This is a genomic window from Streptomyces sp. NPDC107562 (assembly GCF_055657325.1).
On record NZ_JBVKBE010000017.1, the window covers coordinates 126661 to 150312 of the forward strand.

Genomic DNA, 23652 nt, shown 5'->3' on the forward strand with positions numbered 1-23652 from the left:
GGACTCTCAGGAGCGGGTCCGGCGGAAGTCTCGGCGCCTGCAGGGCGACACCGTGTCAGGCGCTGCCCCGGCCGCCCGAGCCGGCCAGTAGGCCCCGGCGTTCGCGCTCGGCAGGGCTACTCGGCGAGTGCCGCCTCTGCCTCCAGGGTGACCGCGACCGCCTGGACGACGGAAGCGATCTTGAAGGACTCCTGGATGACCTCGCGGTCGACGCCGGCCTTGCGCAGGACCTGCTCGTGGGAGTCGAGGCACATGCCGCAGCCGTTGATGGCGGAGACGGCGAAGGACCACAGCTCGAAGTCGACCTTGTCCACACCGGGGTTGCCGATGACGTTCATCCGCAGCCCCGCGCGCAGGGTGCCGTACTCGTGGTCGGACAGCAGGTGCCGGGTGCGGTAGAAGACGTTGTTCATCGCCATGATCGCCGCGGCGGACTTGGCCGCCGTGTACGCCTGCGGCGACAGCGCCGCCTTGGCCTCCGGCTCCAGCTCACGCAGCACGATCGGGGAGCGCGCGGTGATGGCGGTGGCCAGCACCGTGCCCCACAACTGCTGGGCCGGGAGCTCGGAGTTGCCGATGACCGAACCCAGGTTGAGCTTCAGGTCCTTGGCGTAGTCCGGAAGACGGGACTTCAGGGAGTCGAGGGACATGCGCCGATCACTCCCCGGAGAGCAGGGCGACCGGGTCCAGCGTGTCCTCGCCCTTGCTCCAGTTGCACGGGCACAGCTCGTCCGTCTGGAGCGCGTCGAGGACCCGCAGGACCTCCTTGGGGTTACGGCCGACGGAGCCCGCGGTCACCATGGTGAACTGGATCTCGTTGTTCTGGTCGACGATGAAGACCGCGCGCTTGGCGAAGCCCTCCTCGTCCTCGATGCCCAGATCCCGCATCAGCTCGTGCCTGGAGTCGGCCATCATCGGGAACGGCAGGTCCCGCAGGTCGTCGTGGTCCTTGCGCCAGGCGTGGTGGACGAACTCGGAGTCGCCGGAGAAGCCGAGGACCTGCGCGTCGCGGTCGGCGAACTCGTCATTCAGCTTGCCGAAGGCGGCGATCTCGGTCGGGCACACGAAGGTGAAGTCCTTGGGCCAAGCGAAGATCACCTTCCACTTGCCCTCGTAGGTCTTGTGGTTGATCTTCTCGAACTCGTTGCCCTTCTCCAGCGAGACGCAGGCGGTCAGTTCGAACTCGGGGAACTTGTCACCGACAGTGAGCACTAGCTCTCCTTGCAGCACAGCGAAGAAAGACCCGCTTTTGGCGAGTCTTTCCCATGGGTTGGATGTGCTTGATCGTGGCACGACGCGCATTGATACGAGAAATAGCTACACTCGGTCGAGTTGATCGGAGGTAGCTATCAGTGACCGTTGGTAACGCCGGCAGGCGGCGTCAGCCCAGCCTCGCCCAGTTGCGCGCGTTCGCGGCCGTCGCCGAGCATCTGCACTTCCGCGACGCCGCCGCCGCGATCGGCATGAGCCAGCCCGCCCTCTCCGGGGCCGTGGCCACACTGGAGGAGGTCCTCGGCGTCACGCTTCTCGAGCGTACGACGCGCAAGGTGCTGCTCTCACCGGCCGGCGAGCGGCTCGCCGTCCGCACCAAGGCCGTGCTCGCCGAGGTGGGGGCCCTGATGGAGGAGGCCGAGGCCGTGCGGGCGCCCTTCACCGGGGCGCTGCGGCTCGGCGTCATCCCCACCGTCGCCCCGTATCTGCTGCCGACCGTCCTGCGGCTCGTCCACGACCGCTACCCGCACCTCGACCTCCAGGTGCACGAGGAGCAGACCGCGAGCCTGCTGGACGGGCTCACCTCGGGCCGGCTCGACCTGCTGCTGCTCGCCGTGCCCCTCGGGGTCCCGGGCGTCGGGGAACTGCCGTTGTTCGACGAGGACTTCGTCCTCGTGACGCCGCTGGACCACTGGCTCGGCGGACGCGAGGGCATTCCCCGGGAGGCGCTCAAGGAGCTCAACCTGCTCCTTCTCGACGAGGGGCACTGCCTGCGCGACCAGGCCCTCGACATCTGCCGGGAGGCCGGCCGCGAGAACGCGCCGGTCACCACGACGGCCGCCGGGCTGTCCACCCTCGTCCAGCTCGTCGCCGGCGGTCTCGGCTGCACCCTGCTGCCGCGTACCGCCGTCAAGGTGGAGACGAGCCGCAGCAATCAGCTGCTCACCGGGTACTTCTCCGACCCCGCGCCGACCCGCCGGATCGCGCTGGCGATGCGGACGGGCGCGGCGCGCGGCGCGGAGTACGAGGAGCTGGCGGCCGCACTGCGCGAGGCAATGCGGCCGCTCCCCGTGCGCGTGCTGCACGGCGCCGAGTAGCTCACTCGGTGCGCAGGCCCTCCGGCCGCATCATCCGCAGCAGCGGCGGCAGGCTGAGCAGCGTGACGACGAGGACGACTCCCGCGCCGATGCCGATCATGGCCAGCACGCTCGACCAGTCCACGCTCAGCGCCGTGGCCGTCATCTTCAGCAGGACGGCGCCCAGGGTGAGCCCCACCACCGAGGCCAGGGTCAGTCCCAGCACGATCGGGATCGCCGTCTGCCACAGCACGGACAGGCTCAGCGTGCGACGCCGGGTGCCGAAGGCCACCAGGGCCGACAGCAGCTTCCTGCGTTCGCGCAACTGCTCCAGCTGGGAGACGAGCAGGCTCGCGCCGATCAGGGCCAGGACGCAGGCCGCGCCGACGAACAGGCCGGTGCGGATGGAGTCGTAGCGGTCGGCGCGCTCGGTGGAGGCCCACACCATGGGGTCCGCGAGCGGGTCGAGCGCCGCCGAGGTGTTGCGGACCAGGTCGCGCACCTCCGGCCTGGTGTCGTCGATCTTGAGGTACACCTCGCTGGTCGTCGTTCCCAGGGCCGCCCGCGGCAGGGCGCCGGGCGTGGCCAGGAACCCGCCCCGTGGCTCGCCCGTGAGGCCCGGCAGGGCGGTCACCTCGCGCACGGCCGGCACCTTCCACGCCGCCTCCGCGCCCTTGGGGCTGCCTTCGTAGGTCGGGTCGAAGTAGAGCGTCCGGCCCGGCTTCGCCAGCCCGGCGATGTCGGTGTCCCACTCGGCGCCGTTCAGCGCGAACACGTCTCCGTCCCGGCACGAGGGCAGCTTCGCCAGGACCCGGAGCTCGGCGCAGCCGCCGACCGTCACCTGGGCGCCCTGCTCGGGGTCCGTGCGCCGTTCGCCGAGGTAGCCCTCCGAGAAGGCGTAGACCTTGCGCACGCCGTCGGTGCGCCGGAACTCCTCGGCGGCCGCGGCCAGGGGAACGCCTTCCGACAGCCGCACCTGCATCTGCGCCCTGCTGAGGTCGTAGTCGGTCTGCCGGGTGAAGTCGCTCTCCACCCCGGCGAACAGCATCTGCAGGGCGATCGCCCCGGCCACCGCCACGGCGATGCCGTTGACGGTGCGCGCCGCCGTGCCGCTGCTCAACTGGAGGCGGCGGACGGCCAGCTGCCAGGAGACCGAACCCGCACCGAGCCGCGCGACGACCGTCTCGACGATCCACGGCAGCAGCGCGGTGACGCCGATGAGCAGCAGCATCACGCCGCCGACGACCAGGTACTGGTTGAAGTTCCCCTGGTCGCTGCCCTGGCCGATCATCGGGACGAGCATGCCGAGGCCGGCCAGCGGCAGCAGCAGCCGCCACCAGAGCCTGCGGCGGCTCGGCTTGGCCGTGCGCACCACGCCGAGCGGTTCGATGACCACGCCGCGCAGCGCGAGGAGGGTGACCAGCACGGCCGCCGCCGGGACCAGGACCGCGACCAGCGCGGCGAGGGCGGGGGAGGGGTTGAGGTAGCTCGGGAAGACGCTGACGTCGAACACCTCGGCCTGTCCGGCGAGCTGGCGTCCGGCCAGGAAGAAGCCGGTGCCGAAGACCAGGCCCAGCAGCGAACCGGCCAGTGCCTCGCCGGCCGCCACCCGGCGGGTCATCCCGCTGTCGGAGCCCACCAGCCGCAGCGCCGCGAGCCGCCGGTCGCGTCCCTCGCCACCGAACCGCACGGCCGCGGCGACGAAGACGCCGACCGGCATCAGCAGGACCACGAAGACCACGAGGACCAGCAGCAGCAGTACCGGGTCCCAGGGGTCGGAGGTGCCCGCGATCGGCTCCCCGAACCGTTCGATCCGGTGGACCGGACCCTGGCCCAGGTGGGCGGAGAGCCCTTCGGCGCCGCGGTAGAAGGCGAGTTCGGCGGAGCCGACCAGGCCGGGCTCACCGATCGTGCCCACGATCCGCTCCGGCAGCCGCTCACGCAGCAGCTCGCCGTCGGGCGACTCCAGCAGCTCCTTCAGCCGGGGCGAGACGACCATCTCGCCGACCCCGGGCATCGCGTCGACGCCGGGCGGCAGCGGCGCCTTCGGGCCCTCGGGCTCCAGCGCCCGGCCGCGGACGTTCACGTCGCGGAAGGTGGTACCGACGACGGCGACCAGCAGGGTGGAGTCCGACTTCGGCCGCTCCGTCGGGTCGAACGTGTAGTCGGTGCGGGCCTGTTCGCGCTCGTGCCGGGCGTCCAGCGCGCTCGGGATCGCTGCCGTCAGCAGCAGCAGCGCCACCCCGAGTCCGACGCCGACCGCGGTCAGCACCGCGCGCACCCAGCCGCCCCGGCCGGTGAACGCGAACCCGAAGCCCATGGCCAGGTCCCGCATCGGCTGACGGGCCTTCATACGACCCGCTCCATGTCCCGGGACCTGCCGTCCCGCACGACGATCTCGCGGTCCGAGTAGGCGGCGACCCGTGCCTCGTGCGTGACGAGGACGACGGCGGCGTTGGTGGAGCGGGCCGCGTCCGTCAGCAGCTCCATCACGCGCTCGCCGTTGAGGGAGTCCAGCGCGCCGGTCGGCTCGTCGGCGAAGAGCACCCGCGGGCCGGTGACCAGGGAGCGGGCCACGGCGACGCGCTGGCCCTGGCCGCCGGAGACCTCGCCGGGCCGCTTGCCGCCTATGCCGTCGACCTCGAGGCGCTCCATCCAGGACAGGGCGGTGCGCTCGGCGGCCTTGCGGGAGGCGCCGTTCAGGCGCAGCGGCAGGGCGACGTTCTCGACGCAGGTGAGCTCGGGCACGAGCTGGCCGAACTGGAAGACGAACCCGAACTCCGAGCGCCGCAGCGCGCTGCGCTGGGCGTCGTTCATCGTGGCCATCTCCCGGCCGTCGTAGCGGATCGAGCCCTCCTCGGGCGGGACGATGCCGGCGAGGCAGTGCAGGAGGGTGGACTTGCCGGAGCCGGAGGGGCCCATCACGGCGACGACCTCGCCGGGGTGGATGGAGAAGTCCGCGCCGTCCAGGGCGGTGGTGGGGCCGTACGTCTTGCGCAGGCCCTCGGCGACGAGCAGGGCACCGGTGGGAGTCACTTCGTCACCACCTCCGCGAGCCTGTCGAGGCGGGCGGCGGTCAGTTCGAGCCACCGCAGGTCGGCCTCCAGATGGAACAGCGCGTGATCGCAGATCAGCTGGTCCGCGAGGTCGCCCTTGCGCTTGCGGTCGGTGAGGATCCGCATCAGGCGCAGGTGCTCGGAGCGCTGGGTGTCGAGGATGTCGGCGGCGTCGCGCCGGGTGAGCAGGGCGAGGACGACCTTGGTGTACAGGGTCGACTGGAGGTACGGCTCCGGCTTCTCCGGTGTCGCGAGCCATCGCACCACGTCGGTGATGCCGGCGTCGGTGATGGCGTAGCGCTTGCGCTCCGGCCCGCCGCCCGGCTCGATGCCGTCGACCTCGACGAGGCCGTTCTTCAGCAGCCGGGACATCGTCGAGTAGACCTGGCCGTAGTGCAGGGGCCGGTCCTGACCGAACTTCTCGTCGAAGGCCCGCTTCAGGTCGTAACCGTGGCGGGGGCCGGACTCCAGGAGCCCGAGGAGGGTGTGACCGATGGACATGCCGAGCACTCTACATACCGGGTATACGTCGTGTGTATACGCACGGTGTGTAGATCGTGGAGAGGGGTGCGTCGGCGCAGGTGGGAGGCGATTGTCACGGTTCCGCTACTGCGGTGGAGGGTCGCTGGGTGGCCGGCCCCGGCGGGGCAGGGGGCCCGCGTCGCCGGGCAGCCGGCCCGCGTCCTTGAGGGCCTTGCGGAGCAGGAACTCGATCTGCGCGTTGGCCGACCGCAGCTCGTCCGACGCCCAGCGGGCGAGTGACTCGTAGACCGACGGGTCCAGCCGCAGCAGCACCTGCTTGCGCTGCTGCGGCGGCCGCCGCTTCGAGGAGGCCTCGGAGGGATCCGTCACTGGTAGAGCGTCCCGGTGTTGACGACCGGCTGGGCGGCCCGGTCCCCGCACAGCACCACCATGAGGTTGGACACCATCGCCGCCTTCCGCTCGGAGTCCAGCTCCACGATGTCCCGCTCGGTCAGCCTGGCCAGTGCCATCTCGACCATGCCGACCGCGCCGTCCACGATCTGCCGGCGGGCGGCGACGACCGCGCCGGCCTGCTGGCGCTGGAGCATCGCCGAGGCGATCTCGGGCGCGTAGGCGAGGTGCGTGAAGCGGGACTCGATGATCTGCACGCCGGCCGCCTCCACCCGCGCGTGCAGTTCGACGGCGAGCTTCTCGGTGATCTCCTCGGCGTTCTCGCGCAGCGAGAGGCCGTCCTCCTCGTGGGAGTCGTAGGGGTACTCGATGGCGATGTGCCGCACGGCCGCCTCGGTCTGCGTGGAGACGAACTCGATGTAGTCGTCGACCTCGAAGGTGGCCTGCGCGGTGTCCTCGACCCGCCACACCACGACGGCCGCGAGCTCGATCGGGTTGCCGTAGGCGTCGTTGACCTTCAGGACCGCGGTCTCGTGGTTGCGCACCCGGGTGGAGATCTTGGTGCGTGAGGTCAGCGGGTTCACCCAGCGCAGGCCGTCCTGCCGGATCGTGCCCCGGTAGCGCCCGAAGAGCTGGACGACGCGGGCCTCGCCCGGCGCCACCATGTTCAGGCCGCACATCGCGATGAACGCGGACAGGGTGACCAGGATGCCGAGGACGATCAGTGTGGCCTTGAGGCCGGTCCCCGTGACGGCCGTGGCGCTGACGATCATGGCGACGCCGCCCAGCAGGCCGATCAGGCCCAGAAGCAGGGCGAGTCCGCCGCCGATGCTGTGCGCCGGGAACTCCCGGACGCGTGGTGCGGGCATCTCCGGGACGTCGGCGACGGCCGGCGTGTCGTGCGTGGACATAGGGGTCCCCCGTATCTCGTCGTCCAGCTTCTCATTGCTTAGCTCTTTCCTAGCTAAGTGATATCACTTTACCCCGCCACGGCAACCCTTACCCCTCGTCGGGCGTCGGTTCCGTAGGAAGGCGTGCTGATTGTCACGTCCGTAAAAGGCCGAAAGAGTCGGACTTTGTCATAGAGAGCGGTGTTAGCTTTCTGAGCTGACCTGAGCCACGGAACCGAAGTGACACCCGAGAGCGGAGCGGAGCGAACGGACCCATGGGACGAGCGGAAGACAGACGAGCGCGGCAGCGAGGTGGCCACCGCGCGGCGCCGAGGAACCGCCGTTCGTCGCGCGCTGCCGGGAAGAGCGGCATACGCAGGCTGTTCACCTGGCGGAAGATACTGGGCACCTTCCTCGGCCTGTGCCTGCTCGGCATCGGCGGCTTCGTCCTGCTGTACCTGCTGGTGTCCGTCCCCGAGGGCAACGCGGCGGCGAAGCTGCAGAGCAACGTCTACAAGTACAGCGACGGCACGGTCCTGGTCCGCGACGGCGAGGTCAACCGCGAGGTCGTCGACCTGGCGCGGGTGCCCAAGGCCGTCCAGCGGACCTTCGTGGCCGCCGAGAACAAGTCGTTCTACCAGGACAACGGCGTCGACCTGAAGGGCACGACCCGAGGCCTGGTCAACACCCTCAGCGGCAAGGGCGCGCAGGGCGGCTCGACGATCACCCAGCAGTACGTCAAGAACTACTACCTCAGCCAGGAGCAGACGGTCACCCGCAAGCTGAAGGAGCTGGTGATCTCGCTCAAGGTGGACCGCCAGATGTCCAAGGACGACATCCTCGCGGGCTACATCAACACCAGCTACTACGGGCGCAACGCCTACGGCATCCAGGCCGCCGCGCAGGCCTACTACCGCGTCGACGCCGACGACCTCACCGTCGAGCAGGGCGCCTACCTCGCCGCGCTGCTCCAGGCACCGAGCCAGTACGACTGGGCCGTCGCCTCGGACACCAGCAAGCGCCTGGTGAAGAACCGCTGGAACTACGTCCTGGACAACATGGTCGAGGAGCGCTGGCTGAGCGCCTCCGAACGCCAGGAGATGAAGTTCCCGGTGCCCAAGGACCCCCAGGGCAATCCCGGGATGGAGGGCCAGACCGGCTACTGGGTCGACGCGGCCAACGCCGAACTGGCCCGGCGCCTGGTGGCCCAGGGGACCGCCCAGGACCAGGACCAGGCCCTCGCCATGGTCAAGCGCGGCGGCTGGAACCTGACGCTGAACGTCGACAAGAAGAAGCAGGCCCGGCTGGAGAAGGCCGCCGAGGACCAGCTCGCGAGCAAACTCGACCCGAAGAAGCGCAAGGTCGACGGGAACATCCAGCCCGGCGCCGTGTCCGTCGACCCCAAGACCGGCAAGGTCGTCGCGATGTACGGCGGCGTCGACTACGTCAAGCACTACACGAACAACGCGACCCGCCGCGACTACCAGCCGGCCTCCACCTTCAAGCCGGTCATCCTGGCCGCCGCCGTGGAGGAGGCCGCCGAGACCCAGGACGGCGAGCCGATCAACGCGAACACCGTCTACGACGGTGACAGCAGGCACCCGGTCACGGACAACGGGACCAAGGTCGGCTTCGCCCCGCCGAACGAGGACGACGTCGACTACGGCGACGTCACCGTGCAGACCGCGATGAACAAGTCCGTCAACGCCGTCTTCGCGCAGATGGGCGTCGACGTCGGCATGGACGAGGTCATGAAGGTCGCCGGCGAACTCGGCATGGACACCGACGGCATGCAGGCGGTGCCGGCCCAGACGCTCGGCTCCATGGGCGCGAGCCCGATGGAGATGGCGGGGATCTACGCCACCCTCGACAACCACGGCAAGAAGGTCACGCCCACGGTGCTGGCCTCGGTGGAGCACAAGGACATCGTCGTGGACCTGCCGGACCCGGTCGGGGACCAGGTCATCAGCCGCGAGGCCGCCGACACGGTCACCTCGGTGCTCACCGGCGTGGTCGACGACGGCACGGCCCGCGCCTCGGTGCGCGACAACCCGGAGCGGGACGGGCAGCAGGTGGCCGGCAAGACCGGTACCTCCGACTACGGCAGGTCCGCCTGGTTCACCGGCTACACCCCGAACCTGGTGACCTCGGTCGGCCTGTTCGGCCAGGACGCCAAGACCGGCAAGCAGGTGAACATGGCGGGCGCCACCGGCACCCTGCCGGGCAAGGGCCGCGTCAACGGCGGCGGCTTCCCGGCACAGATCTGGGCGGCGTACACCTTCGGCGTGATGGACCAGGTCAGCAGGTTCGACCTGGACACCGACCAGGGCGCCGCCGTGAAGCCGACGTACACCCCGACCCCGAGCGACGAGCCGACCACCGAGGCGCCCACGTCCGAGCCGCCGACGTCGGCACCCCCGACGTCCGAGTCCCCGACCCAGGCGCCGAGTCAGTCGCCGAGCCAGACACCCAGTCAGTCGCCGCCGTCGCAGACTCCGACGACGCAGCCCCCGCCGTCCGTACCGACCGAACCCACCGGCCCGGAGAACCCGTTCCTCCCGGACGACGAGCGATAGGGCGCAGAAGAGGGCGCCCGGCGATCCGCCGGGCGCCCTCGACGCGTCTGGGTGAGGCGCGCCTCACCCGCGATTCAGCTCGAACCAGACGACCTTCCCGGTGCTGAGCCGGGTCGCCCCCCACCGCCGGGCCAGCCGGTTCACCAGATACAGCCCGCGCCCGCCCTCGTCGGTGGCGCGGGCCTGCCGCAGCCGGGGCAACTGCGGCACGTCGTCGCCGACCTCGCAGCGCAGCACGTCCGTCCGCAGCAGCCGCAACGTCACCGGCCGCGACGCGTACCGCACGGCGTTCGTCACGACCTCGCTGATGAGCAGCTCGACGGAGTCCGTCAGCTCCTCCATGCCCCACCGCGACAGCGCGCTGCGCGCCAGCCTGCGGGCCTTGCCCGGCGCCATCTCCTCCGGGTCCAGGTACCAGTACGCGACGTCGCTCGGCGCGATCCCGTCGAACCGGGCGGCGAGCAGCGCGATGTCGTCGTCCCGGTCGCCCGGCCCGAGCATGTCCAGCACCTCGTCGCACAGCGCTTCCAGCGGCGGCGGATGGTCCGGCCCGGTGAGCTGAGCGGTCGCGGCCAGCTTCTCGCGCAGCTGCTCTATGCCTGTCCACACGTCCCGCAACCGGGACTCCACCAGCCCGTCCGTGTACAGCAGCAGCGTCGCCCCGGCCGGGGCGTCCAGCTCCACGGCCTCGAAGTCGACGCCGCCCACGCCGATCGGCGCGCCCGCCGGGACGCGCAGCACCTCGGCCCGCCCGCCCAGGTGCAGCAGCACCGGCGGCGGATGCCCGGCGTTGGCGATGGTGATCCGGTGCGACACCGGGTCGTAGACCGCGTACAGGCAGGTCGCCATGCGGTCGGTGCCCAGCCGCTGGGCCTGCTCGTCGAGGTGGTGCAGCACCTCCTGCGGCGGCAGGTCCAGCCCGGCGAGCGTCTGCGCCGTCGTGCGCAGCTGGCCCATGATCGCGGCGGACGTCATGGAGTGTCCCATCACGTCACCGACGACGAGCGCGACCCGGCTGCCGGGCAGCGGGATGGCGTCGTACCAGTCGCCGCCGACCCGTGCCGTCTCGGCGGCCGGGAGGTAGCGCGAGGCCAGCCGGACACCCGTCGGTTGCGGCAGGGTCTCCGGCAGCATCGTGCGCTGCAACTCGTCGGCGATGTACGCCTCACGGCCGTACAGCACGGCCTTGTCGATGCCGAGCGCGCTGTGCGTGGCGAGCTGGGCGGCGATGAGCAGGTCGTCCGCCTCGAAGGCCAGCCGCTCCGGGCGACGCAGGAAGACCGCGGCGCCGATCACCCGCCGACGGCCGCGCAGCGGGGCGAGGATGGCCCGCTGGCCGGCGGGGATGACCGCCTCGCCGTTCTCGCCGAGCAGCTCGGGCAGCGCGGCGCGGGCGGCAGGCGCGTCGGCGAACACCGGACGCACCCCGCGCAGGACCTCGGCGAGCGCGCCGCCCGGCCGGACCTCGCACAGCTCGGCGGTCAGCGTCGACAGCTCCGAGGGCTCCGGCTGGAGCACCGGCAGGAAACCGTTCTCGGTGTCCCGCTCCTCCGGGATCCGGTCGGTGCGCCGCAGCCGCAGCACGACGGGGCCCGTGGGCCGCTCGTCGCCGACCGGCAGCGGGTCGCGCAGATAGACGAGGATCGCGTCGGAAAACGTTGGCACGGTGGCCCGGCACAGCCCCATGACGATCTCGTCGAGGTCGATGCCACGGGCGATCCGCCGGGTCGCGGCACCCACGAAGCGCAGCCGGTCGCCGTCCCGGCGCATCGGCGTCGGCCTGCCGAGCGGGGAGGACTGGCCGGTGCGGCGCTCCTGGCCGCCGGGGCCCGAACGCTCCGGGTCGGTGCCGGGCTGCGCCGGGATGGCCTCCGGCGCGGGGCGCGGGCGATGGGTGTCGGGCTCGGCCGCGGCCGGCTGGGAGTGCTCAGGACCCGCGGCGCCGCCGGGCGTCACCGAGGTGCCCGAGGGCGTCTCTCCGGTGCCCCGGGCCTGAGCGGGTAAAGCGGCGGCACCGGGCGTCAGCGGGGCCGCCGGGGTACGCAGGAGCGCCCCGCGGGGATCCACGGGGTCCACGCCCGCCTGGGGGCGCTCGAAAGAGGTCGGCTGCTCCGTCACGCGTGTCGAATCCGTCCGTCCGGGGCCGTGCGCGCCTTGCATCGCGCGTGCAGTTCGTCCCGCCGAAGTCCCGATACCCGGAATACATGCCCCAGGAACGGAATTCCCGCGTGGTCAGAGGCTGTTCCTGTGCCACCGGCGGACCGGCCGTGGCCCGCCCGGGTGTTGCCCTCGTGTCCCTCGCTCACGTCCTGCCGCCCCTCGGTGACATCCGGTCAAGCTCTCGGCGCGTCCCACGAGTTGCCCTCGCGCGCCCCTTGCGGAGGACGATCCTACGTTTACCGCCCGGGGGCGCAGCAAGGGTCTCATGAGGACACACGCGCAGGCATACGATCCCAGTCCTCCGGAAGTGAGGGTACGGCCCAGGCCGGATCCGGCCGCCAGTGCTGCCATCCGTCGGCGAACGGCGGCCCCCAGGCGCGGATCACCTCCACCGCATTGCGGCCCGCGTCCCGGACCCGTTCGGCCTGCGCGGCGTCCATCAGACCGTCCCGCTGGGCCTGGGCGAACTCGTCCTCGTCCCGCCACTGCCAACTGCGGTCCGGCTCCACGGTGATGTCGAGGAAGTGGTCCTCGGAGTCCACGCCGCCGCTCCAACGCGCCAGCGGCTCCTCCAGGTTGACGTACCAGTTCTTGAACCGCCAGCCCGGGTCCCAGAACAGCCACACCGACCAGGGCTCGCGGGGCCGGGCCAGCTTCAGCACACCGGTGCCGAACCAGTGGCCGCGCTGCACGGTCCGTGGCCTCGTGTAGCGCGTCCGAAGGGGCTCCAGGTGGACCGGCGTCCCGTCGGCCAGCACCGGCTTGACGCACTCCGTGCCCGGCGCCATCCACACGGCGAGCAGGTCGGCGTCGTCGCGCACGACGGTGACGGGGCGTGCGATGTGGAAGCGGTCGCCCGCGTTCTCCCGGTAGCGCCACAGGATGTGACTGCCCGGGGCCCAGAAGGCCGTGGCCGCCTCCGCTTCCACGCGTCTCACCGCTCCGTCGTCCGTCATGCACAGATATTAGGTGTCACCGGCATACGACGCCGCGGCGCGGGTCACGGTTCACCCACCGGTCACACGGACCGGCGCGCCGGTCACGGACGCGTCATCCGCAGGACGTCCAGCGCCTCGTCGAGCTGCTGCACGGTGAGGTCGCCGCGCTCCACGTAGCCGCCCTCCAGGACGACCTGACGGATCGTCTTGCGCTCGGCCAGCGATGTCTTGGCGACCTTGGCGGCCTCCTCGTAGCCGATGTACTTGTTCAGCGGGGTCACCACGGAGGGCGACGACTCGGCGTACTCACGGGCGCGTTCCCGGTTGGCGGTGATGCCGTCGACGGTCCGGTCCGCGAGCAGCCGGGAGACGGCCGCGAGCAGCCGGACGGACTCCAGCACGTTCTTCGCGATGACCGGGAGCATCACGTTCAGCTCGAAGTTGCCGGAAGCGCCCGCTGTCGCGACCGTGGTGTCGTTGCCGACGACCTGGGCGCAGACCATGAGCACGGCCTCCGGGACGACCGGGTTGACCTTGCCCGGCATGATCGACGAACCGGGCTGGAGATCGGGCAGGTTGATCTCGGCGAGCCCGGTGCGCGGTCCGGACGCCATCCAGCGCAGATCGTTGGCGATCTTCGTCAGTCCGACGGCGACGGTGCGCAGCTGCCCGCTGGTCTCGACGATCCCGTCCCGGGCGCCCTGCGCCTCGAAGTGGTTGCGCGCCTCGGTGAGCGGCAGGCCGGTCGCGCGGGCCACCTCCGCGATCACGGCCGCCGGGAAACCGGGCGGGGTGTTGATGCCGGTGCCGACCGCCGTGCCGCCGAGCGGCAGTTCGGCGAGCCGGGGGAGGGAGGCCTCCAGCCGCTCGATGCCGTAGCGCACCTGGGCCGCGTAGCCGCCGAACTCCTGGCCCAGCGTCACGGGCGTGGCGTCCATCAGATGGGTCCGCCCCGACTTCACCACGTCGGCGAACTCCTCGGCCTTGCGCTCCAGGGACTCCGCCAGGTGCCGCAGCGCCGGGATCAGGTCGCGCAGCACGGCGGCGGTGGCGGCGATGTGCAGGGAGGAAGGGAAGACGTCGTTGGACGACTGGGACGCGTTGACGTGGTCGTTGGGGTGGACGTCCCGGCCGAGGCGCTCGCTCGCGAGGGTCGCGATGACCTCGTTGGTGTTCATGTTGGACGAGGTGCCCGAGCCCGTCTGGAACACGTCGACGGGGAAATGCGCGTCCCAGCGTCCCTCCGCGACCTCCCGCGCCGCCTCCTGGACGGCCTCGGCGATGTCCTTGTCGAGGACGCCGAGCTTGGCGTTGACGGCCGCGGCGGCGGCCTTGATCCGCGCCAGCGCCTCGATGTGCGCGCGCTCCAGCCGCTGCCCGGAGACCGGGAAGTTCTCCACGGCCCGCTGCGTCTGGGCCCGCCACTTGGCGTCGGCCGGGACCCGCACCTCGCCCATCGAGTCGTGCTCGACGCGGTACTTCTGGTCGCCGTCTTCGGTGTTCGTCGTCTTCGTCATCGTTGTCGTACCTCCAGGAGGGAAGCGCGTGGTCCGAGGGGGCGTATTCCCCTCCCAGGATCGCGTGATCCTCCTCATGGCGGCGGTCGCCTCGCGCGCGGCGCCACGGACGAGGCCCCGCGCACCGGATCGGTGCGCGGGGCCTCGCGGGGAGCGTGCGGTGCGGGCGGCGGGTCAGGCGAGCCCGGGGCCCCGTACCGGAATCGACGTGAACGTCGGGGCGGGGGCGGGATCCTTGAAGAAGTCGTTGCCCTTGTCGTCGACCACGACGAACGCCGGGAAGTCCTCGACCTCGATCTTCCAGACGGCCTCCATGCCGAGCTCCTCGTACTCGACGACCTCGACCTTCTTGATGCAGTCCTGGGCGAGGCGGGCGGCGGGGCCGCCGATGGAGCCGAGGTAGAAGCCGCCGTGGGTACCGCAGGCGTCGGTGACCTGCTGGCTGCGGTTGCCCTTGGCCAGCATCACCTTGGAGCCGCCCGCGGCCTGGAACTGCTCGACGTAGGAGTCCATGCGGCCGGCCGTCGTCGGGCCGAAGGAGCCGGAGGCGTAGCCCTCGGGGGTCTTCGCGGGGCCGGCGTAGTACACCGGGTGGTCCTTGAGGTACTGCGGCATCTCCTCGCCCGCGTCCAGCCGCTCCTTGATCTTGGCGTGCGCGATGTCGCGGGCCACGACCAGGGGGCCGGTGAGGGAGAGGCGCGTCTTGACCGGGTACTTGGTCAGCTCGGCGAGGATGTCCTCCATCGGCTGGTTGAGGTCGATCCTGACGACGTCGCCGGCCTCGTCGAGGTGCTCGTCCGTGGTGTCGGGGAGGAAGCGCGCCGGGTCGGTCTCCAGCTGCTCCAGGAAGACGCCCTCGGCGGTGATCTTCGCGAGCGCCTGCCGGTCGGCCGAGCAGGAGACGGCGATGGCGACCGGGCAGGACGCGCCGTGCCGGGGGAGGCGGACGACCCGGACGTCGTGGCAGAAGTACTTGCCGCCGAACTGGGCGCCGATGCCGATCTTCTGCGTCAGCTCGAAGACCTTCTCCTCCAGCTCCTTGTCGCGGAAGCCGTGCCCGAGCGGGGAGCCCTCGGCGGGGATCTCGTCCAGGTAGTGCGCGGAGGCGTACTTCGCGGTCTTCAGCGCGTACTCGGCGCTCGTGCCGCCCACCACGATGGCCAGGTGGTACGGCGGGCAGGCGGCCGTGCCCAGCGAACGGATCTTCTCCTCCAGGAACTTCATCATGGAGGTCTCGTTCAGGACGGCCTTCGTCTCCTGGTAGAGGAACGACTTGTTGGCGCTGCCGCCGCCCTTGGCCATCACGAGGAACTTGTAGGCGCCGCCGTCGGTCGCGTACAGCTCGATCTGCGCGGGGAGGTTGGAGCCGGTGTTCTTCTCCTCCCACATGGTCAGCGGGGCCATCTGGGAGTAGCGGAGGTTGAGGTTCTTGTAGGCGTCGTACACGCCCCGGGACAGGGCCGCCTCGTCGCCGCCCTCGGTGAGCACGTTCTGTCCGCGCTTGCCCATGACGATCGCGGTGCCGGTGTCCTGGCACATGGGCAGCACGCCCGCGGCCGCGATGTTGGCGTTCTTCAGCAGGTCCAGGGCGACGAACTTGTCGTTGCCGGACGCCTCCGGGTCGTCGATGATCCGGCGCAGCTGGGCCAGGTGGGCCGGGCGCAGGTAGTGCTGGATGTCGTGGATGGCCTCCTCGGCGAGCCTGCGCAGCGCCTCCGGCTCGACCTTGAGGAACGTCCGCCCGTCGGCCTCGAAGGTGGAGACACCCTCGGAGGTCACCAGCCGGTACGGGGTGGTGTCCTCCCCCATGGGGAGCAGATCGGTGTACTCGAACTCAGGCATCGCGCCCATTCCTCACTCACGGCAGACAGCGCTGGCATCCCTTGGCAGCGTCCACCAGCGTAGGACGTGGCATCGACGGCGAGCTTGTGAGGTAAGGCTCAGTTCGAACCGCCGTGCCCGGCCCGCCCGCTGGGGTGTCGCGATCTATCGTGTTTGGGTACGCTGCTGCTGTGGACCTTCAGAAGCACACCGCGCCCGGCTCCGAACTCCGTGCCTCCGACGCCGACCGCGACCGTTTCGCGGACATCCTGCGCGAGGCCCTGGCCGAGGGCCGCCTCACGGCCGAGGAGCACGCCGAGCGGGTGGAGGGTGTCTACACCGCGAAGACCGTCGGTGAGCTGGAGCCGTACGTGCGGGACCTGCCCGGCGCGCACCACCACGCCCGCCCGGCCCCCACATACGTCTCCGCTCCCCAGCGGCCCTCGGCCGGCGCGATACCGGCGGAGCCGGACGAGAACGTGGTCGCGGTGTTCAGCGCCGCGGTGCGCAAGGGGCGTTGGCGGGCGGGCCGCCGCATCCACGCGTACTCGGTCTTCGGCAGTGTCGAGATCGACCTCAGCGAGGCGGTCTTCGAGTACCAGCAGGTCGTGATCAAGGCCTGGTCCGTCTTCGGGAACGTCGAGGTCCGCGTACCGGAGAATGTCTCGCTGCGCGGCTCCGGCGGCGGTGTCCTCGGCAACTTCGAGGTCGACAACCAGGACGCCACGGACCCCGACGCCCCCGTCGTCTTCGTGGAGGGCTGGGCCGTGCTCGGCAACATCGAGGCGCGCCCCAAGCGCGGGAAGCTGGTGGCGGACATCCTCGACCGGGTGCACCGCAAGGTCGACAAACACCTGCGCAAGCACCTCGACCACTAGGGTCGGTCGTCTGCCGGGCAGCGCATCCGTATCCCCTGATTCCGGTCGTCGGGGACTCCCTGCATAGGCGCGCGTACAGCGGGTAGACCTTGCTGCATCGTCTCTCGCTCGCGAAGCCGTCGTCAGGAGTAGACCGTGCTGCAACCGCCGCATTCGTCCCTGCAGGTAGCTGCCGTTCCGGCCCAGCGGGTGCCAGCGCGAGACAGGGACCAAGACGCCCCATGGCACACGGAGGCAGTGTGCCGGCGCGACGAGGCCGGCCTGTTCTTCGCGCCCTCCAAGGAGCCCACCGCCGCCCGGCTCTCCCGCGAGGAGGCGGCCAAGCGCGTCTGCGCCCGCTGCCCCGTCATGGTCGAGTGCCGCGAACACGCCCTCCTCCAGCCCGAGCCCTACGGCGTCTGGGGCGGCCTCACCGCCGCCGAGCGCCGCGTGGTCCTGGCCCGGCGCCGCCGCCGCGAACTGGAACTGAAGAAGGCGGCCCGCACCGACAGCCGCATAGCTGCCGCCGGCTGACCCCGAAAGGCGCCCCCTCCGCACAGGGGGCGCCTCCGTCACAGCCACCAACCGACGCTCCCCCGGCGGACCCTCTACGGGGCCGCGACAAGCCACGAGGCACCCGCCCGGAGACCTTTCGCCCCCGGCGGCGGGCGCCTTCCAGGGGCGCGGGGAACGGCGCGACAAACCACGACGCACCCGCACTCGCCCGGAGACCTTTCGCCCCGGTCGGCGGGGCGCCTTCAGGGGCGCGGGGAACGGCGCGACAAGCCACTCCCCACCCGCAGCCGCCCGGAGACCTTTCGCCCCGGTCGGCCGGGCGCCTTCAGGGGCGCGGGGAAGGGCGCGACAAGCCACCACGCACCCGCACCCGCCCGAAGACCTTTCGCCCCCGGTCGGCCGGGCGTCTTCAGGGGCGCGGGGAACTGCGCGACAAGCCACGACGCACCCGCACTCGCCGGAGAGCTTCAGCCCCAGGCGGCGGGCGCCTTCAGGGGCGCGGGGAAGGGCGCGACAAGCCACCACGCACCCGCACCCGCCCGAAGACCTTTCGCCCCCGGTCGGCCGGGCGTCTTCAGGGGCGCGGGGAACTGCGCGACAAACCACGACGCACCCGCACTCGACGGGCCCCCGGCCACCACCCCGACGCCCAGACCCGCCGCGCCCTACTTCGCCCGCTCGAAATCGATCGCGCTGTACGCCCGCAGCTTGCTCAACCTGTGCTCGGAGTCGATCCTCCGCACCGTCCCCGACTTGGACCGCATCACGATCGAGTCCGTCGTAGCCGTCTCCGACCGGTAACGAACCCCCCGCAGCAGCTCCCCGTCCGTGATCCCGGTCGCCACGAAGAACACGTTCTCCCCGGTCACCAGGTCCTCGGTCGTCAGCACCCGGTCCAGATCGTGCCCCGCGTCGATCGCCCGCTGCCGCTCCTCGTCGTCCTTGGGCCACAGCTTGCCCTGGATGGTCCCGCCGAGGCACTTCACGGCGCAGGCCGAGATGATCCCCTCCGGCGTCCCGCCGACACCGAGCAGCAGGTCCACGCCCGTGCCCTCGCGCAGCGCCAGGATCGACCCGGCCACGTCACCGTCGGAGATCAGCTTGATCCGCGCACCCGTCTCGCGGACCTCCTCGATGAGCCGCTCGTGCCGCGGCCGGTCGAGGATGACGACGGTCACGTCCTCGGGGGCGGAGCGCTTCGCCTTGGCGACCCGCCGGATGTTCACCGACACCGGCGCGTCGATGTCGACGAAGTCCGCCGCCTCGGGCCCGGTGACCAGCTTGTCCATGTAGAAGACGGCCGACGGGTCGAACATCGACCCCCGCTCCGCCGCCGCGAGCACCGCGATGGCGTTCGTCATGCCCTTGGCGGTCAGGGTCGTGCCGTCGATCGGATCGACGGCGATGTCGCACTCGGGCCCGGTCCCGTCGCCGACCCGCTCCCCGTTGTAGAGCATCGGCGCCTCGTCCTTCTCACCCTCCCCGATGACGACCACGCCGTTCATGGAGACGGTGGAGACGAGGGCGCGCATGGCGCGCACCGCGGCACCGTCGGCGCCGTTCTTGTCCCCGCGGCCCACCCAGCGACCCGCGGCCATCGCCGCGGCTTCGGTCACCCGGACCAGTTCGAGGGCGAGGTTGCGGTCGGGGGCCTCGGAGGGCACATCGAGTTCGGACGGCAAGTGATGCTCGGTCATCGGAACGCACCTTTCTGATACGACGACGGCCGGATGAGGGTTCGGCGACGACTCTATCGTCAGATCGACAGAATGAGCAGGGCCCCCCACGGATGAGCGGACGGGGCACCTGCGACGATAGGGGGCGTGGCAGGCGCGAACGGCAAGCAGAAGACGGTCCGGGACATGGTTTTCTCCCTGGGCCTGATCGTGCTGGCGGGGTTGGTCATGTACCTCTTCGTCCCGCACGACAGCGACCAGGAACCGGACGTCAAACGGGTCGACTACCGGGTCGAGCTGCTCACGGCCCGCCGCGCCGCCGCGTATCCGGTGGCCGCGCCGCAGGGCCTCCCGCAGACCTGGAAGCCGACGTCGGTCCGCTTCGACGGCCAGAAGCAGGACGCCTGGCACCTCGGCTTCCACGCCCCCGACGGGGAGTACGTCACGCTGAAGCAGTCCATGGACAAGCGGATCCCGTTCATCGAGGACGCCACCCAGGGCGCGCAGGAGACGAAGGTCACCGAGGAGATCGGCGGCCGGACATGGGTGCGCTGGACCGGCGGCCGCTACGACGCGCTGGTCCTGGCCGAGGACGACGACTCCAAGGGCGCGACGACGGTGGTGGCCGGCACCGGCTCGTTCGAGCAGCTGACGACCATGGTGAAGGCGCTGAAGACGTCCTGATCCGCCATGACCCCTGGTCGCGTGGTCCGCGACGATGCGAAGGGCCCCCGGCATCCGATGCCGGGGGCCCTTCGCGTGGCGGGGGGTGGGTCACACCGTGGTGACGACGTCCTCGTACGCCAGCCGCGGCGAACGCGCGCGCCACGCGTCCGGGCCCGGACGGCCGATGTTCACGACCATCAGCGGGGTGTGGTCGTCGTCCAGGAACTCCTTGCGCACGCCCTCGGCGTCCAGACCGGTCATCGGGCCCGCGGCCAGGCCGGCGGCGCGCACGCCGACGATGAAGTAGGCGGCCTGGAGGGCGGCGTTCAGACCGGCCGCGCGCTCACGGACCGGGCGCTCGGCGAAGAACGCGTCCTTGACCTGCGGGGCGTGCGGGAAGAGCTGCGGCAGCTCCTCGTGGAACTCGTTGTCCGCGGCGAGGATCGCCACCAGTGGCGCGGCGGCCGTCTTGGCCCGGTTGCCTTCGGACAGATGCTGGACCAGGCGCTCACGGGCCTCGGGGGAGCGGACCAGGGTGATGCGCAGGGGCGACTGGTTGAAGGCGGTCGGGCCGTACTTGACCAGGTCGTAGATCGCCTGCACCTGCTCGTCGGTCACCGGCTCGTCGGTGAAGGCGTTCGCGGTGCGGGCCTCGCGGAAGAGCAGGTCCTGGGCGGCGGGGTCAAGAACGAGAGACATGCGTGAACTTTCTCGGTGCTGCGTCGAATCCGTGTACCGTACACAGAGTCGCTGACGGGACCGACGGTACGTCAGAAGAAGTTCAAAGTTCAACAAAATCAGGCCTGTGGTGAGCGGCTTCACACCCATCCGCCGCAGGTCAGGCCCGTGCCGCGCCGCTCACTCCTGCTCGCTCCCGGACTCCGCCGCCTCCTCGGCCAGCGCCGCGTCCAGCCGGGCCCGCGCGCCCTCCAGCCACCGCCGGCACACCTTGGCCAGCTCCTCGCCGCGCTCCCACAGGGCGAGGGACTCCTCCAGCGTCGTACCGCCCGCCTCCAGCCGCCGTACGACCTCGATCAGCTCGTCGCGCGCCTGCTCGTAGCCCAGCGCCTCGTCCACCTTGCCGCTCATCCGCCCACCCTAAGCATCGACACGTACGGAGAACTCACCCTCGGCCACCCGCGCCCGCAGGGGCTCGTCGGCCGTCACCTCGTCCGGCGCGCGGACCACATGGCCGTCGGCCTTCTGCAGCACCGCGTACCCCCGCCGCAGGGTCGCCGCCGGCGAGAGGGCCACCACGCGCGCGTGCGTGTGCGTCAGCTCCGACTCGGCCCGGTCCAGGTGATGCCCGAGACATCGCCGTCCGCGCTCGACCAGCGCCGCCACCTGCTCGGCCCGCTCGTCGATCATCCGGTGCGGATCCTCCATCGAGGGCCGCGCCAGCGCGTGCGCGAGTCCCCGCTCCTCCCGCTCGACGAACGCCGCCACGCACCGCCGCGCCCGGTCCCGCAGCTGCCGCACCCGCTCGAACTCCTCGCCCACGTCCGGTACGACCTTCTTCGCCGCATCGGTGGGCGTGGAGGCGCGCAGGTCCGCGACGTGGTCCAGGAGCGGGTTGTCGGGTTCGTGGCCGATGGCCGACACCACGGGCGTACGGCAGGCCGCCACCGCCCGCACCAGCTGCTCGTCGGAGAACGGCAGCAGATCCTCCACGCTCCCGCCGCCCCGCGCCACGACGATCACGTCGACGTCCTCGATCGCGTCGAGCTCCTTGACGGCCTGCACGACCTGCGGCACCGCGTGCACGCCCTGCACCGCGACGTTGCGCACCTCGAAGCGCACGGCCGGCCAGCGGTGCCGGGCGTTCTCCAGCACGTCCCGCTCGGCGGCCGAGGCCCGCCCGCACACCAGCCCGATCAGCTGCGGCAGGAACGGCAGCGGCCGCTTGCGCCCCGGCGCGAACAGCCCCTCGCCCGCGAGTTTCTTCTTCAGCTGCTCGAGGCGCGCCAGCAGCTCGCCGACGCCCACGGGCCTTATCTCGGCGGCCCGCAGGGACAGCTGCCCCCGCGGCGCGTACCACTCCGGCTTCGCCAGAACGACGACCCGGGCGCCCTCGCTCACGACATCGGCGACCGCGTCGAACACCTGCCGGTAGCAGGTGACGCCCACCGAGATGTCGTACGACGGGTCGCGCAACGTCAGGAACACCACGCCCGCGCCCGGCCGTCGCGACAGCTGGGTGATCTGCCCCTCCACCCAGACCGCGCCGAGCCGGTCGATCCAGCTCCCGATCAGCCGCGACACCTCACCGACGGGCAAGGGGGCTTCCGGGGTCGTGTTGACTGCCATGCCGCGAGCGTAGTGGGCGGCACCGACAGACCCGGCCCGTGCTCAGCCGCCGGAAGGCCCCTTGCGCAGAGCCTGCGCCACCAGCACCACGACGCCGATCACCAGCCACACCGCCCCCACCACCTGCGCCTCGGGCGACGCCTCCACGATCACCGCGAGCGTGATCGCCGCCCCCAGCACCGGCAGCAGCACATGCCGCCACCAGCTCACCGGCCCGCCACGCCGCCGTACCGCGAACCACCCCACCACGCTCGCGTGCAGCAGGGTGAAGGCCGTCAGGGCGCCGACGTCGACCACCGACACCAGATGGTCGAGGCCGTCGGCCCGCCGGGCCGCCCACACCGCCGCGACCATCGTGATCACCGCGGCGCACAGCAGGGCCGCGCGCGGGACTCCCGAGTCCGTCCGGGCCAGGGCCCGCGGCAGCCGCCGCTCCCGTGCCATCGCGAACAGCAGCCGCCCGGCCGCGGCCTGCCCGGCCAGCGCCGCGAAGGCCGCGCCGAGCGCCTTGCTCGCGGCCACCAGGTCGTGCAGCCAGGCCCCCACGGACGTGTCCACCGCGTCGTAGAACGCCGTGCCCTGCCGGGCGGGCTCGGCGGCCAGCCGCGCGGACGACACCGGCTCCAGCAGGGCCACCAGGTACGTCTGCGCGACGAACAGCGCGCCCGCGAGACCCAGGCAGAACAGCACCGCCCGCGCCACCTGCCGCGAGCCGCCGGTCACCTCCTCCGCGAACGAGGCGATCGCGTCGAAGCCCAGGTACGACAGCACGGCGACCGACACGGCCCCGATCACCGCCGACACCGCGAACGCCCCCTGCGTCCCGTCCCCCGACAGGGGCGACAGCCACCCGCGCTCGGCCCCCTCGCGCGCGAGGACCACGCTCGCCGACACCACGAAGACCAGCAGGACCACGATCTCCAGCGCGAGCACCACGAAGCCCACCCTGGCCGCGGGGCGCACCCCCCACAGGTTCAGCAGCGTCGTCACCACCACCGCCAGCGCGGTCCACACCCAGCGGGAGACCTCCGGGACCAGCGCCTCCATCGCGATCCCGGAGAAGAGATAGGCGACCGCCGGGATCAGCAGGTAGTCCAGCATCGCCATCCAGCCGGCGACGAAGCCCGCCTCCTTGCCGAGGCCCACGCGCGCGTACGCGAAGACGGATCCCGCCCGGGGCACCACGCGGACCATCTGCGCGTAGCTGAACGCGGTGAACGCCATCGCCACCGTGGCGACGAGGTACACCAGGGCGACCGCCCCGTGCGACCTGGCGTCCAGGGTGCCGAAGACACCGACCGGGGCCATCGGGGCGATGAACAGCAACCCGTAGACGACCAGATCCCGAAAGCCCAGCGTGCGCCGCAGACCGTGGTCCTCGTCCACCCGGGGCGGCGCCGTGCCGGTTTCGGACATCACAAGCCTCCGACCGTCGCGTACGTGGTGCTCTTCCCCACCCCTCACGGCTCAAGGCCAGTCTCCCCAGGAACGTCACAAGGGCGCGATCTTTG

Annotated in this window: 21 protein-coding genes; 5 read left to right on the forward strand and 16 right to left on the reverse strand. The window is 71.4% G+C overall.

Annotation, left to right across the window (positions count from 1 at the left end; all coding sequences use genetic code 11):
* Nucleotides 1–116: 116 nt before the first annotated feature.
* Together ACZ7LV_RS33840 and ACZ7LV_RS33845 are read right to left on the reverse strand one after the other, a co-directional pair.
* Nucleotides 117–650 (reverse strand): alkyl hydroperoxide reductase, encoded by a 534-nt coding sequence (locus ACZ7LV_RS33840; RefSeq protein ID WP_471945111.1) that lies wholly within the window; start codon nt 648–650, stop codon nt 117–119.
* A 7-nt stretch (nt 651–657) separates the two neighbouring features.
* Nucleotides 658–1212, reverse strand: a complete 555-nt coding sequence (locus ACZ7LV_RS33845) for a peroxiredoxin (RefSeq protein ID WP_471945113.1) — start codon at nt 1210–1212, stop codon at nt 658–660.
* A gap of 140 nt (nt 1213–1352) precedes the next feature.
* Here ACZ7LV_RS33845 and ACZ7LV_RS33850 point away from each other — a divergent pair, with 140 nt between their 5' ends.
* Nucleotides 1353–2309 (forward strand): LysR substrate-binding domain-containing protein, encoded by a 957-nt coding sequence (locus tag ACZ7LV_RS33850; protein WP_471945114.1) that lies wholly within the window; start codon nt 1353–1355, stop codon nt 2307–2309.
* Nucleotide 2310: 1 nt separating this feature from the next.
* On the opposite strand, the gene ACZ7LV_RS33855 is transcribed toward ACZ7LV_RS33850, so the two are convergent.
* The 5 genes from ACZ7LV_RS33855 to ACZ7LV_RS33875 form a co-directional block, all read right to left on the reverse strand.
* Entirely contained in the window at nt 2311–4641 is a 2331-nt protein-coding gene (locus tag ACZ7LV_RS33855; protein WP_471945116.1) for an ABC transporter permease, read from the reverse strand.
* Nucleotides 4638–5324, reverse strand: coding sequence for an ABC transporter ATP-binding protein (locus ACZ7LV_RS33860; RefSeq protein WP_401672757.1), 687 nt, complete (start codon nt 5322–5324; stop codon nt 4638–4640). Before ACZ7LV_RS33860 ends, ACZ7LV_RS33855 begins: the two co-directional genes overlap by 4 nt.
* Nucleotides 5321–5845, reverse strand: a complete 525-nt coding sequence (locus ACZ7LV_RS33865) for a PadR family transcriptional regulator (protein ID WP_471945118.1) — start codon at nt 5843–5845, stop codon at nt 5321–5323. The genes ACZ7LV_RS33860 and ACZ7LV_RS33865 overlap by 4 nt, the downstream gene beginning before the upstream one ends.
* 105 nt (nt 5846–5950) lie before the next feature.
* Nucleotides 5951–6196 carry a type II toxin-antitoxin system antitoxin gene (locus ACZ7LV_RS33870; protein WP_471945120.1) on the reverse strand — a complete coding sequence of 82 codons (246 nt, stop codon included), beginning with the start codon at nt 6194–6196 and terminating at the stop codon, nt 5951–5953.
* The gene (locus tag ACZ7LV_RS33875) at nt 6193–7128 is read right to left on the reverse strand and encodes an SPFH domain-containing protein (protein WP_401672764.1); all 936 of its coding nucleotides are present in this window, start codon (nt 7126–7128) and stop codon (nt 6193–6195) included. Before ACZ7LV_RS33875 ends, ACZ7LV_RS33870 begins: the two co-directional genes overlap by 4 nt.
* A 254-nt stretch (nt 7129–7382) precedes the next feature.
* Here ACZ7LV_RS33875 and ACZ7LV_RS33880 point away from each other — a divergent pair, with 254 nt between their 5' ends.
* Nucleotides 7383–9683 carry a transglycosylase domain-containing protein gene (locus ACZ7LV_RS33880; RefSeq protein WP_471945122.1) on the forward strand — a complete coding sequence of 767 codons (2301 nt, stop codon included), beginning with the start codon at nt 7383–7385 and terminating at the stop codon, nt 9681–9683.
* A gap of 63 nt (nt 9684–9746) precedes the next feature.
* Here the strand turns inward: ACZ7LV_RS33880 and ACZ7LV_RS33885 are convergent, their stop codons facing one another.
* From ACZ7LV_RS33885 to ACZ7LV_RS33900, 4 genes are all read right to left on the reverse strand, one after another.
* A complete protein-coding gene (locus tag ACZ7LV_RS33885; protein ID WP_471945123.1) occupies nt 9747–11801 on the reverse strand; it encodes a SpoIIE family protein phosphatase in 2055 nt (684 codons plus the stop codon).
* Between the two features lie 305 nt (nt 11802–12106).
* The gene (fomD, locus tag ACZ7LV_RS33890) at nt 12107–12799 is read right to left on the reverse strand and encodes a cytidylyl-2-hydroxypropylphosphonate hydrolase (RefSeq protein WP_471945125.1); all 693 of its coding nucleotides are present in this window, start codon (nt 12797–12799) and stop codon (nt 12107–12109) included.
* Nucleotides 12800–12882: 83 nt separating this feature from the next.
* Nucleotides 12883–14298, reverse strand: a complete 1416-nt coding sequence (locus tag ACZ7LV_RS33895; RefSeq protein WP_471945127.1) for a class II fumarate hydratase — start codon at nt 14296–14298, stop codon at nt 12883–12885.
* Between the two features lie 174 nt (nt 14299–14472).
* On the reverse strand, nt 14473–16140 hold the full coding sequence (locus ACZ7LV_RS33900; RefSeq protein WP_471945129.1) for a fumarate hydratase: 1668 nt from the start codon (nt 16138–16140) through the stop codon (nt 14473–14475).
* A 170-nt stretch (nt 16141–16310) separates the two neighbouring features.
* On the opposite strand from ACZ7LV_RS33900, the gene ACZ7LV_RS33905 reads away from it, so the two are divergent.
* Nucleotides 16311–16997: a DUF1707 SHOCT-like domain-containing protein gene (locus ACZ7LV_RS33905; protein ID WP_471945131.1), complete on the forward strand. Its 687-nt coding sequence runs from the start codon at nt 16311–16313 to the stop codon at nt 16995–16997.
* A gap of 135 nt (nt 16998–17132) precedes the next feature.
* A complete protein-coding gene (locus ACZ7LV_RS33910; protein WP_401672781.1) occupies nt 17133–17510 on the forward strand; it encodes a WhiB family transcriptional regulator in 378 nt (125 codons plus the stop codon).
* Between the two features lie 647 nt (nt 17511–18157).
* On the opposite strand, the gene glpX is transcribed toward ACZ7LV_RS33910, so the two are convergent.
* Nucleotides 18158–19189 carry a class II fructose-bisphosphatase gene (gene glpX / locus ACZ7LV_RS33915; RefSeq protein ID WP_365450980.1) on the reverse strand — a complete coding sequence of 344 codons (1032 nt, stop codon included), beginning with the start codon at nt 19187–19189 and terminating at the stop codon, nt 18158–18160.
* A gap of 126 nt (nt 19190–19315) precedes the next feature.
* Here glpX and ACZ7LV_RS33920 point away from each other — a divergent pair, with 126 nt between their 5' ends.
* Complete coding sequence (locus tag ACZ7LV_RS33920) at nt 19316–19852, forward strand: DUF4245 domain-containing protein (RefSeq protein ID WP_471945133.1); 537 nt, start codon at nt 19316–19318, stop codon at nt 19850–19852.
* A 90-nt stretch (nt 19853–19942) separates the two neighbouring features.
* On the opposite strand, the gene ACZ7LV_RS33925 is transcribed toward ACZ7LV_RS33920, so the two are convergent.
* The 4 genes from ACZ7LV_RS33925 to ACZ7LV_RS33940 form a co-directional block, all read right to left on the reverse strand.
* A complete protein-coding gene (locus ACZ7LV_RS33925; RefSeq protein WP_471945135.1) occupies nt 19943–20533 on the reverse strand; it encodes a malonic semialdehyde reductase in 591 nt (196 codons plus the stop codon).
* A 159-nt stretch (nt 20534–20692) separates the two neighbouring features.
* Nucleotides 20693–20923 (reverse strand): exodeoxyribonuclease VII small subunit, encoded by a 231-nt coding sequence (locus ACZ7LV_RS33930; RefSeq protein ID WP_471945137.1) that lies wholly within the window; start codon nt 20921–20923, stop codon nt 20693–20695.
* Nucleotides 20924–20932: 9 nt separating this feature from the next.
* Complete coding sequence (gene xseA, locus ACZ7LV_RS33935) at nt 20933–22141, reverse strand: exodeoxyribonuclease VII large subunit (RefSeq protein ID WP_471945139.1); 1209 nt, start codon at nt 22139–22141, stop codon at nt 20933–20935.
* 42 nt (nt 22142–22183) lie between these two features.
* Nucleotides 22184–23557: an APC family permease gene (locus ACZ7LV_RS33940; protein ID WP_471945141.1), complete on the reverse strand. Its 1374-nt coding sequence runs from the start codon at nt 23555–23557 to the stop codon at nt 22184–22186.
* Nucleotides 23558–23652 lie beyond the last annotated feature (95 nt).

Bases quoted from the DNA above. Each gene is read 5' to 3' on its own strand.
- ACZ7LV_RS33840 (WP_471945111.1), bottom strand. From the start codon at position 650: ATGTCCCTCGACTCCCTGAAGTCCCGTCTTCCGGACTACGCCAAGGAC.
- ACZ7LV_RS33855 (WP_471945116.1), bottom strand. From the start codon at position 4,641: ATGAAGGCCCGTCAGCCGATGCGGGACCTGGCCATGGGCTTCGGGTTC.
- ACZ7LV_RS33865 (WP_471945118.1), bottom strand. From the start codon at position 5,845: ATGTCCATCGGTCACACCCTCCTCGGGCTCCTGGAGTCCGGCCCCCGC.
- ACZ7LV_RS33875 (WP_401672764.1), bottom strand. From the start codon at position 7,128: ATGTCCACGCACGACACGCCGGCCGTCGCCGACGTCCCGGAGATGCCC.
- ACZ7LV_RS33880 (WP_471945122.1), top strand. From the start codon at position 7,383: ATGGGACGAGCGGAAGACAGACGAGCGCGGCAGCGAGGTGGCCACCGC.
- fomD (WP_471945125.1), bottom strand. From the start codon at position 12,799: ATGACGGACGACGGAGCGGTGAGACGCGTGGAAGCGGAGGCGGCCACG.
- ACZ7LV_RS33895 (WP_471945127.1), bottom strand. From the start codon at position 14,298: ATGACGAAGACGACGAACACCGAAGACGGCGACCAGAAGTACCGCGTC.
- ACZ7LV_RS33900 (WP_471945129.1), bottom strand. From the start codon at position 16,140: ATGCCTGAGTTCGAGTACACCGATCTGCTCCCCATGGGGGAGGACACC.
- glpX (WP_365450980.1), bottom strand. From the start codon at position 19,189: ATGACCGAGCATCACTTGCCGTCCGAACTCGATGTGCCCTCCGAGGCC.
- ACZ7LV_RS33925 (WP_471945135.1), bottom strand. From the start codon at position 20,533: ATGTCTCTCGTTCTTGACCCCGCCGCCCAGGACCTGCTCTTCCGCGAG.
- ACZ7LV_RS33930 (WP_471945137.1), bottom strand. From the start codon at position 20,923: ATGAGCGGCAAGGTGGACGAGGCGCTGGGCTACGAGCAGGCGCGCGAC.
- xseA (WP_471945139.1), bottom strand. From the start codon at position 22,141: ATGGCAGTCAACACGACCCCGGAAGCCCCCTTGCCCGTCGGTGAGGTG.
- ACZ7LV_RS33940 (WP_471945141.1), bottom strand. From the start codon at position 23,557: ATGTCCGAAACCGGCACGGCGCCGCCCCGGGTGGACGAGGACCACGGT.